Genomic DNA, 16,855 nt, shown 5'->3' with positions numbered 1-16,855 from the left:
GAAACACTCAATACGCCCCGAAGGGCGCGTACCCAGAAACTGACACGGGGCTATTCGTGGAGTTTTAGACCGATAAGTTATAAGGCAAATAGCCGCAATCTCTGCGCGGCCTCTGTCGGCCGTGCGCGGGCTGCGTGCCAGTGGCGGTACAAGAAGCCGATTTCGCCGCAAAATTTGCGGCGTTTCAGCTCTTGAATGCTGCGGTTTTTGAACCTTTTTCCACGGGCCGCGGGTTTATCGTGTCCAAGCGGTATGTTGTTCCCCGACCTGGCCGGCGTCACCGAGCTGAAGCTCAGTCAGGCAGAGCTGGAACTCAAGCGTGCTGAATTATCGCCACAGTTACTGGCCTATATCGTCAAGCTGCCGTTTTGGGAACGCTACCTGAAACTCGCTTTTGCCAGCCGTTTTGACACGTTGAACGCCCCCTTCAGCCTGCGCGCCGATGAGGTCTATGAGCAACGTGAAGAGCTGTCGAGCGCCGAATTCCAGCGCCTGATGAATCAGATCAGGCTGGAAAGGGAGCAGGCCGAAGCCGTCGAGATCGAGCGGCTGACCAAGGGCGCATTGCGCAGTGACGACCAGCATGTGTGTGAAGCGCCGGCAGGTTGATCAAGATGCGGTCGACTTGGCCCGGATCAACGCGCGCAAGGCAAACCGATTCGGATGGCACGCCTCGGCCACGCTGGCCGGCAGCGGCAGCGGTTCAGCATCAATCCAGGCAGCCACCAATTCGCCGCACAACGGCGCGGTGATCAGTCCGCGCGACCCGTGGCCACTGTTGATGTACAGGCCTGGCAGCCAGGGGCAGGGCGTGTCCGGCACTTGCCGGGCGTCCTTGCTCAGCACGGCATAGGTTTGGTTGAACAGCGCGAGATCGGCCAGCGGCCCGACAATGGGCAGGTAGTCGGGGCTGGTGCAACGGAAGGCGGCGCGGCCTTCCAGCCCCTCGGGGTCGAGGTGGTCGGCGCCCAGGCGGACCAGCAAGTCTTCGGAGATGTCCCGCAGCATCTCCAGATTGCCGGCGTGTTCAGCGGCGGTGGGCGTGAGGTCGTCGCTGTTAAAGTCAAAGCTGGCGCCGAGAGTGTGTTCGCCCAAGCGGGCCGGGGCGACATAGCCTTCGGCGCAGACCACGGTCGCCAGTGCTTCGCTCGCCGGGGTTTGCGCCAACCGGGTGATTTGCCCGCGGATGCGCTTGAGCGGCAGCTCGCTGCTCGCCGGAAAATGCTTGATGTCCCCGGCACCGGCCAGCACCACCACGCGGGCGCTGGCCAACAGCCGATTGCCGTCGAGGGCTTGCCACTGGTTATCGACGTGCCGCAGCTCAACCGCGTGGTGATGGGGAAGCACGCTGATCATAGGGTGCGCTGTTTGCCATTGGCACAACGCCGGCGGATGCACCCAACCGCCCTCAGGGAAAAACAACCCGCCCTGTTCCAGTTGGATACCGGCACGTTGCTGGGCCTGATCTTTATCCAACACGTGCAGCAACTCAGGCGCAAAGGCTTCGGCCAGTTTTGCCTGGCGCTCGGCTTCCTTGGCATCAAAGGCCAGTTGCAACACGCCGCAGCCATCCCAGTCGATACCACGATGCAGGTGTTCCAGCAGACGACGGGTATGGCCAAAACCACTAAGGATCAACTGCGACAACGCCGTGCCGTGGGCCGACAGCTTTAGATAAAGCACGCCCTGAGGGTTGCCCGAGGCTTCCTGGGCCAGTGCGGCATGCCGCTCCAGCAGGCTGACGCGCCAGCCACGGGCGGCGAGGCTGGCCGCGGTGGCGCAACCGGCGAGGCCGCCACCGATGATCATGGCGTGACGTTCGCCTTCGATAACCGGTGGCCGCGCAAACCAGGGTTTGGCGGCGGCCGGTGCAGGTGTTTCGGCGGGCCAACCGAGGAACTCGCCGCGCAGAATCTCCCACTTGTGGCCGATGCCCGGCGTGCGTTTCATCTTGAAGCCTGCGGCGTTGATCAGCCGTCGCACCCAACCGGTACTGGTGAAGGTGCTGATGGTCGAGCCGGGGGCGGCAAGGCGCGCCAGTTCGGCGAACAGTTCAGCGGTCCACATGTCCGGGTTTTTCGCCGGGGCGAACCCGTCGAGGAACCATGCATCGATCTGTGCATCCAGTTGCGGCAATTGCTCCAGGGCATCGCCGATCAACAGGGTCAGGGTCACGCGGCCGTTATCCAGCACCAGGCGCTGGAAGCCCTGGTGGATGGCGATGTATTGCTTGAGTAGCTGCTCGGCGAACGGTTGCAGCTCGGGCCAGAGGGCGAGGGCGCGTTGCAGGTCGGCGGGGCTCAGCGGGTACTTTTCCACGCTGACAAAATGCACGCGCGCACCGGCTACTGCGTGCTGTTCAAACAGCTGCCAGGCACACAGGAAGTTCAACCCGGTGCCAAACCCCGTCTCGCCAATCACGAACCGCCCGTCCACCGGCAAGGCGGCAAAACGCTCCTGCAGTCGGTTTTGTTCGAGGAACACATAACGGGTTTCTTCCAGGCCCGACTTATCGGAGAAGTACACGTCGTCAAACACCCGCGAGTGCGGGCGGCCTTGGTCATCCCAGTCGAGCTGGGCGTGGGTGATGGGCGTCATGGGCGGCTCGGTAAATACAAGGCAGCCATTCTAGCCGATCAACAGGCAATGAATTGACCCACGGCAAGCGCCGATGGAATTTCCTCCCGCGTGATGCGGCCCAATCCGCTAGTCTTGAGCCATCTTGAAACGGAGCTGCCCATGTTCGAATCCGCCGAAATCGGTCACGCCATCGACAAAGACACCTACGACGCCGAAGTGCCGGCCCTGCGTGAGGCCCTGCTAGAGGTGCAGTACGAACTGCAACAGCAGAAGCGCTTCCCGGTGATCATCCTGATCAACGGCATCGAAGGCGCGGGCAAGGGCGAGACCGTCAAGCTGCTGAATGAATGGATGGACCCGCGCCTGATCGAAGTGCGCACCTTCGACCAGCAGACCGACGAAGAACTGGCCCGGCCACCGGCCTGGCGCTACTGGCGGCAACTGCCCGCCAAGGGCCGCATGGGCATTTTCTTCGGTAATTGGTACAGCCAGATGCTGCAGGCCCGCGTGCACGGGCAGATCAAGGACGCAAGACTCGACCAGGCCATTGCCGGTGCCGAGCGCCTGGAAAAGATGCTCTGCGATGAGGGCGCGTTGATCTTTAAATTCTGGTTCCACCTCTCCAAGAAGCAGATGAAGGCACGGCTCAAGGCCCTGGCTGACGACCCGCTGCACAGCTGGCGCATCAGTCCGCTGGACTGGCAACAGTCCGAGACCTACGACAAGTTCGTGCATTTCGGCGAGCGCGTGTTGCGCCGCACCAGCCGCGACTATGCACCGTGGCATGTGATCGAAGGGGTGGACAGCAACTATCGCAGCCTTACCGTGGGCAAGCTGCTGCTCGAGGGCCTGCAAAATGCGCTGAAGCTGCCCAAGGGCAAGGCCAGCGGCATGAACCCGGCGCCGTTGATCGCCTCCGTGGACAAGAAGAGCCTGCTGGACAGCCTCGACCTGACGCAACGTTTGGACAAGGACGATTACGAAGAACAACTGATCACCGAGCAGGCGCGTTTCTCCGGGCTGATGCGCGACAAACGCATGCGCAAGCACGCGCTGATCACGGTGTTCGAGGGTAACGATGCGGCGGGCAAGGGCGGGGCTATCCGTCGGGTGGCGGCGGCGCTGGATCCGCGTCAGTACCACATCGTACCGATTGCCGCGCCGAGTGAAGACGAACGTGCCCAGCCTTATCTGTGGCGCTTCTGGCAGAAGATCCCGGCGCGGGGCATGTTCACCGTGTTCGACCGCTCCTGGTACGGCCGCGTGCTGGTGGAGCGCATCGAGGGCTTCTGCACCCCGGCGGACTGGATGCGCGCCTATGGCGAGATCAACGACTTTGAAGAGCAACTGCGTGATGCGGGTGTGATCGTCGTCAAGTTCTGGTTGGCCATCGATAAGCAGACCCAACTGGAGCGTTTCCAGGCCCGCGAAGAAATCCCATTCAAACGCTTCAAGATCACCGAAGACGACTGGCGCAACCGCGACAAGTGGGACGACTACCGCGCCGCCGTGGGCGATATGGTCGACCGCACCAGCACCGAAATCGCACCCTGGACCTTGGTGGAAGCCAATGACAAGCGCTGGGCACGGGTCAAGGTGCTGCGCACCATCAACCGGGCGCTTGAAGAAGCGTTCGACAAATCCGACAAGCACGACAAGAAACGCAAGAAGAAGTAGGCCTGCTCACCACAATGAGGGGGCCGCCATGGTTTTGTATATCCGGGATGAATGATCGTCGCGGTTGACGAAAGCTGGTTCTATCCTCGATCCATCTCCCCACAACCACAAGATCGAGGTAGCCCATGCGTGAAGTAGTGATCGTCGACAGTGTGCGAACCGGCCTGGCCAAATCCTTTCGCGGCAAGTTCAACCAGACCCGCCCGGATGACATGGCGGCCCATTGCGTCAACGCGCTGCTGACCCGCAATGGCATCGACCCGGCGACGGTGGAGGACTGCATCGTCGGCGCCGGCTCCAACGAGGGCGCCCAGGGCTACAACATCGGGCGCAACGTGGCAGTGTTGTCGCAACTGGGCACCGGCACGGCCGGGATGACCCTCAACCGTTTCTGCTCGTCGGGCTTGCAGGCGATTGCCATCGCGGCCAACCAGATTGCCTCCGGTTGCAGCGACATCATCGTTGCCGGTGGCGTCGAATCCATCAGCCTGACGATGAAAAGCGTCAACACCGACAACCTGATCAACCCGCTGCTGAAAGAGCAGGTGCCGGGTATCTATTTCCCCATGGGCCAGACTGCCGAGATCGTCGCGCGTCGCTACAGCGTCAGCCGCGAAGAGCAGGACCTCTACGCCCTGCAAAGCCAGCAACGTACGGCCCAGGCCCAGGCCGACGGCTTGTTCAACGATGAAATCGTGCCGATGGCGGTCAAGTACAAGGTTGAAGACAAGAACACCGGTGAAGTGCAGGTGCTCGAAGGCGTGGTTGACCGTGACGACTGCAACCGCCCGGACACCACCCTGGCCAGCCTGCAAGGCCTGAAGCCAGTGTTTGCCGAGGACGGTTCGGTGACGGCGGGTAACTCGTCGCAGCTGTCCGACGGCGCCTCGATGACCCTGGTGATGAGCCTGGAAAAAGCCCTGGAATTAGGGCTCAAGCCTAAGGCATTTTTCCGTGGGTTCACGGTAGCCGGGTGCGAGCCGGACGAGATGGGCATCGGCCCGGTGTTCTCGGTGCCCAAGTTGCTCAAGGCCAAGGGCTTGCAAGTGGCGGACATCGACCTGTGGGAACTCAACGAAGCCTTCGCGTCCCAGTGTCTGTATGCGCGTAATCGCCTGGAAATCGATAACGCCAAGTACAACGTCAACGGCGGCTCGATCTCCATCGGCCACCCATTCGGCATGACCGGCTCGCGGCAGGTGGGGCATCTGGTACGTGAGTTGCAGCGGCGCAATCTGCGTTACGGCATCGTCACCATGTGCGTGGGCGGTGGCATGGGCGCCACCGGGTTGTTCGAAGCGGTGCGCTGATCTTCGCTACACAAAGTGCATCGGGTGCCCCTAGAATGCGGCTCCACTTCCTCTGGCTTCTGGGGCACTCATGCACATCTCTTCCGGCCGCTGGGTCTATGGTTTTCTCCTGACCCTGCTGACCGCGCTGCTCTGGGGCATTCTGCCGATCAAACTCAAGCAAGTGCTGCAGGTGATGGACCCGATCACCGTCACCTGGTTTCGCCTGATCGTGGCCGGCAGTTGTCTGTTTATCTACCTGGCGCTGACCAAACGCTTGCCCAGCCGCAAGGTATTGGGCCCCAAGGGCGGTTGGCTGGTGGGCATGGCGGTGTGCGGCCTGGTGGGCAACTACGTGTTGTACCTGGTGGGCCTGAAGATGCTCAGCCCCGGCACCGCGCAGCTGGTAGTGCAGATGGGGCCGATCTTCTTGATGATCGCCAGTGTGTTTGTGTTCAAGGAGCGGTTCAGTCGCGGGCAGGTGCTCGGGTTGTTCGTGTTGATCGCAGGCTTTGGCCTGTTCTTCAACCAGCGCCTGGAGGAGTTACTGACGTCCCTTGGCGCCTATACCGCCGGCGTGCTGACGATCTTGTTGGCCACGTCGATCTGGGTGTTCTACGCCCTGGGCCAGAAGCAACTGCTGACGGTGTGGAATTCGCTGCAAGTGATGATGGTGATCTACCTCACCTGCGCCTTATTGCTCACGCCTTGGGCGCATCCCCTTGAGGCCTTGGACCTGAGCCCGCTGCAAGGCTGGCTGTTGCTGGCGTGCTGCATGAATACCCTGGTGGCCTATGGCGCCTTTGCCGAAGCGTTGGCCCACTGGGAAGCATCGCGGGTCAGTGCGACCCTGGCGCTGACACCCCTGGTGACTTTCGTGGCTGTGGCCCTGGCGGCGTGGCTGTGGCCCGAGTATGTGCAGGCCGAAGAGATCAACGCCCTGGGCTATGCCGGGGCGTTGGTGGTGGTGTTGGGCTCGGCGACCGTGGCGCTGGCGCCGTCGTTGCTCGCCGGGCTCAAGGCCCGGCGGTTGCGTATGGCGTCCTAGGCACCGAGCATGTCTTGCGGGCGAACCCACTGGTCGAATTGCTCATCGGTGAGGTAGCCCAGGTCCAATGCGGCCTCGCGTAGGGTCAAGCCTTCGGTGTAGGCCTTCTTGGCGATTTCCGCCGACTTGTCGTAGCCGATGTGCGGGTTGAGCGCGGTCACCAGCATCAGCCCGCGCTCCAGGTGCTCGGCCATTTGCACGGGGTCAGGCTCAAGCCCGGCCACGCAATGTTCCTGGAAGTTGTTGCAGCCGTCGGCCAGCAGGCGGATGGATTCCAGCAGGTTGTGGATGATCACCGGCTTGTACACATTCAACTGCAAGTGCCCTTGGCTGGCGGCGACGCCGATGGTCACGTCATTGCCCAACACTTGGCAGGCCAGCATCGACAGCGCTTCGCACTGCGTCGGGTTGACCTTGCCCGGCATGATCGAACTGCCGGGCTCGTTGGCCGGCAGCCTCACCTCGGCCAACCCGGTGCGCGGGCCGGAGCCAAGCAGGCGCAGGTCGTTGGCGATTTTCATCAGGGCCACGGCCAGGGTTTTCAGGGCGCCGTGCAGGGTCACCAACGGTTCGTGGCCGGAAAGGGCGGCGAATTTGTTTGGCGCGGTGACGAACGGCAACCCCGACAACGCCGCCAGCTCGGAGGCAATCGCCTCGCCAAAACCGTGGGGCGCATTCAGCCCGGTGCCGACCGCAGTGCCGCCCTGGGCCAGCTCGCACACGGCGGGCAGGGCGGCGCGCACGGCGCGCTCAGCGTAATCAAGTTGGGCGATGAACGCCGAGAGTTCCTGGCCGAAGGTAATCGGCGTGGCATCCATCATGTGGGTGCGGCCGGTCTTCACCAGCTTCATATGTTTGGCAGCTTGTTCAGCCAGGCCGCCGGAAAGCGTGGCAATCGCCGGCAGCAAACGCTGATGCACAGCCTGGACCGCCGCGATGCTCATGGCGGTGGGGAAGCAGTCATTGGAACTCTGGGAACGGTTGACGTGATCGTTGGGGTGCACCGGGTTCTTGCCGCCACGTTTGTTGCCCGCCAGTTCGTTGGCGCGGCCGGCGATCACTTCGTTGGCGTTCATGTTGCTCTGGGTGCCGCTGCCGGTCTGCCAGACCACCAGGGGGAATTGGTCGTCATGTTGCCCGTCGAGCACTTCGTCGGCGGCTTGTTCGATCAGGCGGGCGATGTCGGCGGGCAAGTCGCCATTACGGTCATTGACCCGTGCTGCGGCCTTCTTGACCAGGGCCAGGGCGTGCAACACCGCCAGCGGCATGCGCTGTTCGCCAATGGCAAAGTTCACCAGCGAACGTTGGGTCTGGGCGCCCCAGTAAGCGTCATCCGGGACATGGACTTCTCCCAGGCTGTCGGTTTCGATACGGCTCATCGGGCACACTCCTTCAGGTCTGATTGCGCAGTTTAGGCCTTGATCGACCGGTGGGGTTCCCTAAAAGACTTTTCATCGGGTTCATCCCTTGAGAATCCTTGTCCTACATGGCTTGGGGTTGAGCCATAAGGTTTTTTAGGCGCAGAATGGGCGCCCTTGGGGTTCGACCTCGCCTGCTAGAAAAGGAAACTCGATGACTCGTCTTCGTGCCATCTGTACCGCGGTTGCTCTGGTTTGCGCCAGCGGCCAAGTCTTTGCCGATACCGCCAGCCACAACGCCAGTGCCGAAGCCTTCCTTACCCTGGCCCATGCCGACAAGCTGGGTACCCCGGTGTACATGCAAGTGCAGCAAATGTTCGCCCAGCGTTTCGAGCAGACCAAGGCGCCTGCCGCCAAGCAGTCCGTACTGGACAGCTACCAGGCCAAGGCCAACGCCGCCCTGGACCAGGCTATCGGCTGGCCGAAGCTGAAACCGGACATGGTCAAGCTCTACACCAGCAACTTCAGCGAATCCGAACTCAAGGACCTGGTTGCCTTCTACCAGTCGCCATTGGGCAAGAAAGTCCTGGAAAAAATGCCGCAGCTGACCCAGCAATCGGCCCAGATGACCCAGGCCAAGCTGGAAAGCGCCGTGCCGGTGGTCAACAAGCTGCTGGAAGACATGACCAACGAGCTGACGCCTAAAGCCGCTGCTCCGGCCAAGAAGAAGTAAGCAGGAATGACCATGCAACAGCGTATCGAAACGGCGCTTGCCGCCCTGGGCACCGACCACTTGAGCGTGCTGGATGAAAGCCATATGCACAGCCGTGGGTTGCAGACCCACTTCAAGGCCGTGCTGGTCAGTCCGCAGTTCGAGGGGCTCAACCGCGTCAAGCGCCACCAGAAGGTCTACGCCACCCTGGGTGACCTGATGAGCGAGTTTCATGCGCTGGCGCTGCATACCTACACGCCTGAGGAATGGGCGAAAATCGACGCAGCCCCGGCCTCGCCGACCTGCGCTGGCGGACATGACTGATGATCGGGTGTCTCTGACACCGGGCATTTGTTAGAATCCGCAACGCGCCGCTTAGCCGGCGCGTTTTTTTTGCATCCGGTTCACCCTTTACGAGGGTAGCCACCTGGAGAGAACACCCATGACTCAACCGATTGTCGTGGCGGCACTGTATAAGTTCGTCACCCTCGAAGACTACGTCGCCCTGCGCGAGCCACTGCTGCAGGCGATGGTCGACAACGGCATCAAAGGCACTTTGCTGATCGCCGAAGAAGGCATCAACGGCACCGTTTCCGGCAGCCGCGAAGGCATTGACGGCCTGATGGCCTGGTTGAAGAACGACCCGCGCATGGTCGACATCGACCACAAAGAATCCTACTGCGACGACCAGCCGTTCTACCGCACCAAGGTCAAGCTCAAGAAAGAGATCGTGACCCTGGGCGTCGAAGGTGTTGACCCGAACAAGAAAGTCGGCACCTATGTCGACCCGCAGGACTGGAACGCGCTGATCAGCGACCCGGAAGTGCTGTTGATCGACACCCGTAACGATTACGAAGTGTCCATCGGCACCTTTGAAGGCGCGATCGACCCTAAAACCACCAGTTTTCGCGAATTTCCCGACTATATCAAAGCCAACTTCGACCCGGCCAAGCACAAGAAGGTCGCGATGTTCTGCACCGGCGGTATTCGCTGCGAGAAGGCGTCGAGCTACATGCTCAGCGAAGGCTTCGATGAGGTCTACCACCTCAAGGGCGGCATCCTGAAGTACCTCGAAGAGGTGCCGCAGGCCGAAACCAAATGGCAGGGCGACTGCTTTGTTTTCGATAATCGCGTGACCGTGCGCCACGACCTGAGCGAAGGCGACTACGATCAATGTCATGCTTGCCGCACACCGGTGAGCGTCGAAGACCGTGCCTCCGAGCACTACGTGGCTGGCATCAGTTGCCCGCATTGCTGGGATAAGCTGCCCGAGAAGACCCGTCGCAGCGCGATCGACCGCCAGAAGCAGATCGAGCTGGCCAAGGCCCGTAACATGCCGCACCCGATTGGTTTCAACTACAAGCAAACTCCTTCCGAGGCCTGACCCATGTCCGCGCGCCTGCTCTATGTAATGGACCCGATGTGTTCCTGGTGCTGGGGGTTTGCCCCGGTGGCCGAGGCGTTGGTGAAGCAGGCCCAGGCGGCCGGCGTGGAACTGCACCTGGTGGTGGGCGGCTTGCGCACCGGCAGCGGCGCGGCGCTGGAGCCGACCACTCGGCGCTATATCCTGGAACACTGGCAGGCAGTCACCGACGCCACCGGCCAACCGTTCAAGCGCGAAGGTGCGTTGCCCGACGGTTTTGTGTATGACACGGAGCCGGCGTGCCGGGCCATTGTCACCGCCCGCAGCCTGGCGCCGGACTGCGCCTGGAAGCTGCTGGGGCTGATCCAGCGTGCGTTCTATGTGGAAGGCCGCGACGTGACCCTCGCCAGTGTGCTGGTGGAACTGGCGGAACAGGCGGGTATCCCGCGTATCGAGTTTGCCGGCGAGTTTGACCGCGCTGAGCAGCATGCGGCTACGGCGGCGGATTTCACCTGGGTGCAGGACTTGGGCATCGCTGGTTTCCCGACGCTGCTGGCCGAGCGCAATGGTCAATTGGCCTTGCTGACCAACGGTTACCAGCCGCTGTCCGAGCTATCGCCTCTGCTGGGCCGATGGCTGGAGCGAGCCACCTGTGCATGAACCCGCCCAGCGCACCGATCGCCTGACCTGGGCGGAGATTCGCCGCCTGGCCCTGCGTCACAAGAAATCCCTGTGGATCGCCAATGGTGTCGCCGTGCTGGCGACCCTGTGCAGCGTGCCGATCCCGTTGTTGTTGCCGCTGCTGGTGGACGAAGTCCTGCTGGGCCATGGTGACGCTGCGCTCAAGGTCATGAACCACGCATTGCCGCTGGGCTGGCAGAAGGCGGCTGGCTATATCGGCCTGATGCTGCTGGTGACCCTGTTCCTGCGCTGCGGTGCGTTGGTGTTCAACGTAGTGCAGGCGCGCTTGTTTGCGCGATTGGCCAAGGACGTTGTGTACCGCATCCGCGTGCGCCTGATCGAGCGACTCAAGCGCATTTCCCTGGGCGAGTACGAAAGCCTGGGCAGCGGCACGGTCACGACTCATCTGGTCACCGACCTCGACACGCTGGACAAATTCGTCGGCGAAACCCTCAGCCGCTTCCTGGTGGCCATGCTCACGCTGGTGGGCACCTCGGCGATCCTGGTGTGGATGCATTGGCAGCTGGCGTTGCTGATCCTGTTGTTCAACCCGCTGGTGATCTACGCCACGGTGCAGTTGGGCAAGCGCGTCAAACACCTGAAGAAGCTGGAAAACGACAGCACCTCACGGTTTACCCAGGCCCTGACTGAAACCCTGGACGCAATCCAGGAAGTCCGCGCCGGCAACCGCCAGGGTTTCTTCCTCGGGCGTCTGGGCCAGCGTGCCCAGGAAGTGCGCGACTACGCGATCCACTCCCAGTGGAAAACCGACGCCTCCAGCCGCGCCAGTGGTTTGCTGTTTCAGTTCGGTATCGACATCTTCCGCGCGGCGGCGATGCTCACCGTGTTGTTCTCCGACCTGTCCATTGGCCAGATGCTCGCGGTGTTCAGCTACTTGTGGTTCATGATCGGCCCGGTGGAGCAATTGCTGAACCTGCAATACGCCTACTACGCGGCGGGCGGCGCGCTGACTCGGATCAACGAGCTGCTGGCGCGTGGCGATGAGCCGCAATACGCCGGTGGCGAAGATCCCTTCGTGGGGCGTGAGACTGTCGGCATCGAAGTGCGCGGCCTCAATTTTGGTTATGGCGAAGACTTGGTCCTCGACCAGTTGAACCTGGCCATCGCGCCCGGCGAAAAGGTGGCCATCGTCGGCGCGAGCGGCGGCGGCAAAAGTACCCTGGTGCAACTGTTGCTCGGACTTTATACGCCACAGGCTGGAACTATCCGCTTCGGTGGCGCCACTCAGCAGGAAATCGGCCTGGAGACCATTCGAGAAAACGTCGCCGTGGTGCTGCAACACCCGGCACTGTTCAACGACACGGTGCGCGCCAACCTGACCATGGGCCGTGAACGCAGTGACCAGGCCTGCTGGCAGGCACTGGAAATCGCCCAACTGGAGGCTACCGTCAAGGCATTGCCCATGGGCCTGGACAGTGTGGTGGGGCGTTCCGGGGTGCGGTTTTCTGGTGGGCAGCGTCAGCGCCTGGCGATTGCACGGATGGTATTGGCCGAACCGAAAGTGGTGATCCTCGACGAGGCGACTTCCGCCCTCGATGCTGCCACCGAATACAACCTGCACCAGGCGCTGGCGCGGTTCCTCAGCGGCCGTACTACACTGATTATCGCCCACCGTCTGTCGGCGGTTAAGCAGGCTGATCGAGTATTGGTGTTTGACGGCGGTCACATTGCCGAGGACGGCGACCATCAGCAGCTGATCGCTGACGGTGGGTTGTACGCCAAACTCTACGGGCACTTGCAACAAGTTCGTTGATTTAGCCTAGGCTGAGCTATCGGAAGCGGTTTTTCGCGTGCGTAACCAGCGGTGCATGTGCAAGGGGCTTCATGAAGCAAAAGCGGACTCTCGGAACGCCACGGCTGTTGGGCATTGTCTGGCCTTTTATCGCCGTCGTCCTGTTCCAGGCATTGTTAGGCTGCGTCAGTCTCTACGTGCTCTCGGCAGTGCGGGGCTATGTGGCAGGCGAAAGCCTGTGGTCCAAGGGCCAGAAAGATGCCATCTATTACCTGACGCTTTACGCTGACAACCGCGACGAAGCCACCTACCTCAAATATCAGCAGGCTATCGCCGTGCCCCAGGGCGGGCACGAACTGCGCGTTGCGCTGGACCAATCCACGCCAGACCTCAACGCTGCCCGCCTGGGCATCCTCAAGGGGGGCAACCACCCGGATGACGTCTCCAGTTTGATCTGGCTGTACCTCAATTTCCGCCATTTCAGCTACCTGGAAAAAGCCATCGAGCTGTGGACCGTAGGCGATAGCTACCTGGTGCAATTGGATGACCTGGCGCGGGAGATGCACAGCTCAATCACCCGCGACCAGGTGAGCGCCAACGATGTGCGTCAGTGGAAAGCCCATATCATCGCCATCAACGAAGGGGTGACCCCGGCGGCCAAGGCTTTCAGTGATGCCTTGGGCGAAGGCTCGCGGATGATCCTGAGGTTGCTGCTGATTACCAACCTGGCCACGGCCCTCGGCCTTATCGTACTGGCACTGCTACGAACCCATAAGCTGTTGACCCAGCGCCACGCGTTTGCCGATGCCCTGCAAGAAGAAAAGGAGCGTGCGCAGATCACCCTGGAATCGATTGGCGATGGGGTGATCACCACTGACGTCGACGGCGCCATCACTTACATGAACCCTGCGGCCGAGGCGCTGACCCACTGGAATTCGGCCCAGGCTCAGGGGTTGCCCCTGGCGGCGCTGTTCAACCTGCTGGATGACAATGCCCAACCGGATGGCTTCACCCTGATCGAACACATCGTCAAGGGCCAACTCAGCGGTGGCAGCGAACACTCCAAGACCATCCAGCGCCTGGATGGCAGCACGGTCTCGGTGACCCTGGTGGGCGCGCCGATCCGCAGCGCCGGCAAGGTCACGGGGGCGGTGCTGGTATTGCATGACATGACCCAGGAGCGTCAATACATCGCCAACCTGTCCTGGCAGGCCACCCACGACGCCCTGACCGGCCTGGCCAACCGCCGCGAATTCGAATTCCGCCTGGAGCAGGTGCTGCACCCCACAGCGCAGCATTTGGGCGAGCGGCATGCGTTGATGTTTCTTGACCTGGACCAGTTCAAACTGGTCAATGACACCTGTGGCCACGCGGCCGGCGACGAATTGCTGCGGCATATCTGCGCGCTGCTGCAGTCGGACCTGCGCGAGGGCGATACCCTGGCGCGGCTGGGTGGGGACGAGTTCGGCATCCTGTTGGAGAACTGCCCGGCAGCGGTGGCGGAAAAGATCGCCGAGAGCCTGCGCCATACTGTGCAAAGCCTGCACTTTGTATGGAAGGGGCGGCCGTTCATGACCACCGTCAGCATTGGCCTGGTGCATCTGGGGCAAACCCCGACGACGCTGGAAACCTCACTGCGCGCCGCCGACATGGCCTGCTACATGGCCAAGGAAAAAGGCCGCAACCGCGTGCAGGTTTACCACGCCGATGACTCGGAATTGTCCCTGCGGTTTGGCGAAATGGCTTGGGTGCAGCGCCTGCACATGGCGTTGGAAGAGAATCGCTTCTGCCTGTACGCCCAGGAAATCTCGCCCCTGGGGCAGACCGACGGGGGCGATGGGCATATCGAGATCCTGTTGCGCCTGCATGACGAAGCCGGTCGTATCATCTTGCCCGACAGCTTTATCCCGGCCGCCGAGCGTTATGGCTTGATGACGTCCCTGGACCGTTGGGTGGTCGAGAATGTGTTCAAGATCATCAATCGATGCATACAGGAGCGGCCGGGGCGCCCCATGGCCATGTGTGCGATCAATTTGTCAGGCATCACTATTGGTGACGATGACTTCCTCGGGTTTTTACGTGAGAAGTTTCATACATACGGTATTCCGCCGGGCATGATCTGTTTTGAAATAACTGAAACCAGTGCTATCGCAAACTTAGGCAGCGCGATCCGCTTTATTAATGAACTCAAAGCCTTAGGCTGTCATTTCTCGTTGGATGACTTTTGTGCCGGAATGTCCTCATTCGCCTATCTTAAACATTTACCTGTAGACTTCCTGAAGATCGATGGAAGTTTCGTAAAGGATATGCTGGACGACCCGATTAACCGCGCGATGGTCGAAGTGATCAACCACATCGGCCATGTCATGGGTAAGCGCACAATTGCTGAATTTGTCGAGACACCGCAAATCGAACAGGCATTACTCGAAATTGGTGTGGATTACGCTCAGGGCTACCTGATTGAACGACCGCAATTGTTTACCTTTGATAGCTTGCAGTGTCGACCTGTGCGGCCGCAGCCTCTGTTATTCAAGGCGCCCGGCACATTCCGCTGAAACATTTGCTGGTCTGTACAATCACACTTAAAAAGGAGCCTTAACAGTGATCGACACATTCATCAGAACCGGCCCGCTTATGGAAGCCTCCAGTTACCCCGCCTGGGCTCAGAAACTGATCCTGGACTGTAGCGAGAGCAAGCGCCGCGTTGTCGAACATGAACTGTACCAGCGTATGCGCGACAACACCCTCAGCGCCAAGACCATGCGCCACTACCTGATTGGTGGATGGCCCGTGGTGGAACAGTTTGCCTTGTACATGGCACAGAACCTCACCAAGACCAAATTTGCCCGCCATCCTGGGGAGGACATGGCGCGCCGCTGGCTGATGCGCAATATTCGTGTGGAACTCAACCACGCCGACTATTGGGTGCACTGGGCCCGTGCCCACGGCGTGAGCCTGGAGGAATTGCAGGCCCAGAACGTACCGCCGGAACTGCATGCACTGAGCCATTGGTGCTGGCACACCAGCTCTGCCGACTCGCTGATCGTGGCCATCGCCGCGACCAACTATGCGATCGAAGGGGCTACCGGGGAATGGTCTGCCGTGGTGTGTTCTACCGGTGTCTATGCGGCGGCCTTCCCAGAGGAAGAGCGCAAGCGTGCGATGAAGTGGCTGAAGATGCACGCGCAGTACGATGATGCCCACCCATGGGAAGCGCTGGAAATCATCTGCACCCTGGCCGGCATGAACCCGACCAAGGAACTGCAGACCGAGCTGCGCCAGGCCGTGTGCAAGAGCTACGACTACATGTACCTGTTCCTGGAAAGCTGCATGCGCCTGGAGAAAGAAAAAGCCCCAGCCGTGGCGCGCGAGCGCCAGGCGCGGGTCGCCAGCGAAGCGTGATGTAACGGGAGTGGCGGGGCTTTACCCCGCCATTGCCAGGCGGTTGCGACCCTCTCGCTTGGCCACGTACAAGGCGCTGTCGGCCCGGCGTAGCAGGCTTTCGGCGGACTCGGCGGCCAGCAAGGTCGAGCAACCCAGGCTCACCGTCAATTCGATCCGCGTGTCATCCGCCCAATAGTCCTGGGCCTGTGCCGCTTGGCGCAGTCGTTCACCGACCATCGCCGCCGCATCGCGACCCGTGTTGGACAGCAGGATCAGAAACTCTTCCCCGCCAAACCGGAACACCATATCCACGTTACGCAACTGGCTCTTGATCGCCCCGGCGACGGCGCGCAGCACCTTATCGCCAGCGGCGTGGCCGTAAGTGTCGTTGATGGTCTTGAAGTGATCGATGTCCAGCATCAGCAACGACAACGGGTTGAGGTGCCGGCGCGCCATGTCGATTTCCCGTTGCAGGGTCTGGTCCATGGCAATGCGGTTGCCGGTCTCGGTCAGCGGGTCGCGCAAGGCGCTGCGGGTGGCGGCGCGGTAGAGCAGGGCGTTGCGCATCGGGTAGAGCAAGGTGGCCAGCAGGGATTCGAGTTGGCCGAGTTCTTCTTCTGCCAGGCGCTGGTTTCGACGAAAGATCAGCTCGCCCAGGTGCTCGCCTTCATGGCTCAGGCTATAGCTCACTGAGTGGTGGCCGCGATGGCCGAATTCCAGGCGCAAGTCGCTGGCTTGATGACGGTATTGCAAGGCATCCAGGGGCACCAGGCGTTGGATCTCACGGAAGAACACACCGAGGATGCGCTCCGGCTCCAGGCTGGTCTGCAATTGCAGTCCCAGTTGTTGGCGAAGTTGAGCAAGGGTAGTAGGGCGGCGTGGGAGGAGGGATGGCTGACCAAACCCCAGGCGTTGCAATTTGGCGCTGTCAAAGTCAATTGCGTTGGTCTGGGTAGGTGTTTTCATAAGCGATCGGCCTCTAAGCACTTGGCTGTCTTACAGGCTCGATG

At 61.3% G+C, this 16,855-nt stretch carries 14 protein-coding genes; 11 read left to right on the top strand and 3 right to left on the bottom strand.

Going from position 1 to position 16,855, the window contains the following annotated elements:
• Positions 1 to 252 precede the first annotated feature (252 nt).
• The gene (locus tag ACP7EW_RS04250) at positions 253 to 609 is read left to right on the top strand and encodes an NEL-type E3 ubiquitin ligase domain-containing protein (RefSeq protein ID WP_426215524.1); all 357 of its coding nucleotides are present in this window, start codon (positions 253 to 255) and stop codon (positions 607 to 609) included.
• Here the strand turns inward: ACP7EW_RS04250 and mnmC are convergent, their stop codons facing one another.
• Positions 610 to 2,598, bottom strand: coding sequence for a bifunctional tRNA (5-methylaminomethyl-2-thiouridine)(34)-methyltransferase MnmD/FAD-dependent 5-carboxymethylaminomethyl-2-thiouridine(34) oxidoreductase MnmC (mnmC, locus tag ACP7EW_RS04245; protein WP_426215522.1), 1,989 nt, complete (start codon positions 2,596 to 2,598; stop codon positions 610 to 612). It abuts the gene before it with no gap.
• A 141-nt stretch (positions 2,599 to 2,739) separates the two neighbouring features.
• Between mnmC and pap the strand changes: the two genes are divergently transcribed.
• The 3 genes from pap (at position 2,740) to ACP7EW_RS04230 (ending at position 6,594) form a co-directional block, all read left to right on the top strand.
• The gene (gene pap, locus ACP7EW_RS04240) at positions 2,740 to 4,257 is read left to right on the top strand and encodes a polyphosphate:AMP phosphotransferase (protein ID WP_426215520.1); all 1,518 of its coding nucleotides are present in this window, start codon (positions 2,740 to 2,742) and stop codon (positions 4,255 to 4,257) included.
• Positions 4,258 to 4,382: 125 nt separating this feature from the next.
• A complete protein-coding gene (locus tag ACP7EW_RS04235; protein WP_061449148.1) occupies positions 4,383 to 5,567 on the top strand; it encodes a thiolase family protein in 1,185 nt (394 codons plus the stop codon).
• A gap of 70 nt (positions 5,568 to 5,637) precedes the next feature.
• Entirely contained in the window at positions 5,638 to 6,594 is a 957-nt protein-coding gene (locus ACP7EW_RS04230) for a DMT family transporter (protein ID WP_038847411.1), read from the top strand.
• Here ACP7EW_RS04230 and ACP7EW_RS04225 read toward each other — a convergent pair.
• Entirely contained in the window at positions 6,591 to 7,973 is a 1,383-nt protein-coding gene (locus tag ACP7EW_RS04225; protein WP_426215518.1) for a class II fumarate hydratase, read from the bottom strand. The genes ACP7EW_RS04230 and ACP7EW_RS04225 overlap by 4 nt on opposite strands.
• Positions 7,974 to 8,166: 193 nt before the next feature.
• On the opposite strand from ACP7EW_RS04225, the gene ACP7EW_RS04220 reads away from it, so the two are divergent.
• The 7 genes from ACP7EW_RS04220 to ACP7EW_RS04190 all read left to right on the top strand — a co-directional run bounded on the left by ACP7EW_RS04220 (position 8,167) and on the right by ACP7EW_RS04190 (position 15,863).
• Entirely contained in the window at positions 8,167 to 8,685 is a 519-nt protein-coding gene (locus ACP7EW_RS04220) for a DUF2059 domain-containing protein (protein WP_010567461.1), read from the top strand.
• A 6-nt stretch (positions 8,686 to 8,691) separates the two neighbouring features.
• Positions 8,692 to 8,988 (top strand): BolA family protein, encoded by a 297-nt coding sequence (locus tag ACP7EW_RS04215; RefSeq protein WP_038847405.1) that lies wholly within the window; start codon positions 8,692 to 8,694, stop codon positions 8,986 to 8,988.
• A gap of 118 nt (positions 8,989 to 9,106) precedes the next feature.
• Positions 9,107 to 10,048 carry a rhodanese-related sulfurtransferase gene (locus ACP7EW_RS04210; RefSeq protein WP_033900937.1) on the top strand — a complete coding sequence of 314 codons (942 nt, stop codon included), beginning with the start codon at positions 9,107 to 9,109 and terminating at the stop codon, positions 10,046 to 10,048.
• A 36-nt stretch (positions 10,049 to 10,084) separates the two neighbouring features.
• Entirely contained in the window at positions 10,085 to 10,687 is a 603-nt protein-coding gene (locus tag ACP7EW_RS04205; protein WP_426216386.1) for a DsbA family protein, read from the top strand.
• A complete protein-coding gene (locus ACP7EW_RS04200) occupies positions 10,680 to 12,482 on the top strand; it encodes an ABC transporter ATP-binding protein (RefSeq protein ID WP_426215516.1) in 1,803 nt (600 codons plus the stop codon). Before ACP7EW_RS04205 ends, ACP7EW_RS04200 begins: the two co-directional genes overlap by 8 nt.
• Positions 12,483 to 12,553: 71 nt before the next feature.
• Positions 12,554 to 15,016 (top strand): EAL domain-containing protein, encoded by a 2,463-nt coding sequence (locus tag ACP7EW_RS04195; RefSeq protein WP_426215514.1) that lies wholly within the window; start codon positions 12,554 to 12,556, stop codon positions 15,014 to 15,016.
• A 79-nt stretch (positions 15,017 to 15,095) separates the two neighbouring features.
• The gene (locus ACP7EW_RS04190; protein WP_426216384.1) at positions 15,096 to 15,863 is read left to right on the top strand and encodes a TenA family transcriptional regulator; all 768 of its coding nucleotides are present in this window, start codon (positions 15,096 to 15,098) and stop codon (positions 15,861 to 15,863) included.
• A gap of 21 nt (positions 15,864 to 15,884) precedes the next feature.
• Here ACP7EW_RS04190 and ACP7EW_RS04185 read toward each other — a convergent pair whose 3' ends face one another.
• On the bottom strand, positions 15,885 to 16,811 hold the full coding sequence (locus tag ACP7EW_RS04185) for a GGDEF domain-containing protein (RefSeq protein WP_016976404.1): 927 nt from the start codon (positions 16,809 to 16,811) through the stop codon (positions 15,885 to 15,887).
• Positions 16,812 to 16,855 lie beyond the last annotated feature (44 nt).

It is taken from the genome of Pseudomonas sp. DWRC2-2 (genome assembly GCF_049897885.1).
GTDB classification, from domain to species: domain Bacteria; phylum Pseudomonadota; class Gammaproteobacteria; order Pseudomonadales; family Pseudomonadaceae; genus Aquipseudomonas; species Aquipseudomonas azotoformans_A.
The sequence above is the reverse complement of the archived record's forward strand: the minus strand, read 5'-3'. Positions and strand labels throughout refer to the sequence as shown.

Coding starts and splice junctions, on each gene's coding strand:
- ACP7EW_RS04250 (WP_426215524.1), top strand. CDS start 253: ATGTTGTTCCCCGACCTGGCCGGCGTCACCGAGCTGAAGCTCAGTCAG.
- mnmC (WP_426215522.1), bottom strand. CDS start 2,598: ATGACGCCCATCACCCACGCCCAGCTCGACTGGGATGACCAAGGCCGC.
- pap (WP_426215520.1), top strand. CDS start 2,740: ATGTTCGAATCCGCCGAAATCGGTCACGCCATCGACAAAGACACCTAC.
- ACP7EW_RS04235 (WP_061449148.1), top strand. CDS start 4,383: ATGCGTGAAGTAGTGATCGTCGACAGTGTGCGAACCGGCCTGGCCAAA.
- ACP7EW_RS04230 (WP_038847411.1), top strand. CDS start 5,638: ATGCACATCTCTTCCGGCCGCTGGGTCTATGGTTTTCTCCTGACCCTG.
- ACP7EW_RS04225 (WP_426215518.1), bottom strand. CDS start 7,973: ATGAGCCGTATCGAAACCGACAGCCTGGGAGAAGTCCATGTCCCGGAT.
- ACP7EW_RS04220 (WP_010567461.1), top strand. CDS start 8,167: ATGACTCGTCTTCGTGCCATCTGTACCGCGGTTGCTCTGGTTTGCGCC.
- ACP7EW_RS04215 (WP_038847405.1), top strand. CDS start 8,692: ATGACCATGCAACAGCGTATCGAAACGGCGCTTGCCGCCCTGGGCACC.
- ACP7EW_RS04210 (WP_033900937.1), top strand. CDS start 9,107: ATGACTCAACCGATTGTCGTGGCGGCACTGTATAAGTTCGTCACCCTC.
- ACP7EW_RS04205 (WP_426216386.1), top strand. CDS start 10,085: ATGTGTTCCTGGTGCTGGGGGTTTGCCCCGGTGGCCGAGGCGTTGGTG.
- ACP7EW_RS04195 (WP_426215514.1), top strand. CDS start 12,554: ATGAAGCAAAAGCGGACTCTCGGAACGCCACGGCTGTTGGGCATTGTC.
- ACP7EW_RS04190 (WP_426216384.1), top strand. CDS start 15,096: ATGGAAGCCTCCAGTTACCCCGCCTGGGCTCAGAAACTGATCCTGGAC.
- ACP7EW_RS04185 (WP_016976404.1), bottom strand. CDS start 16,811: ATGAAAACACCTACCCAGACCAACGCAATTGACTTTGACAGCGCCAAA.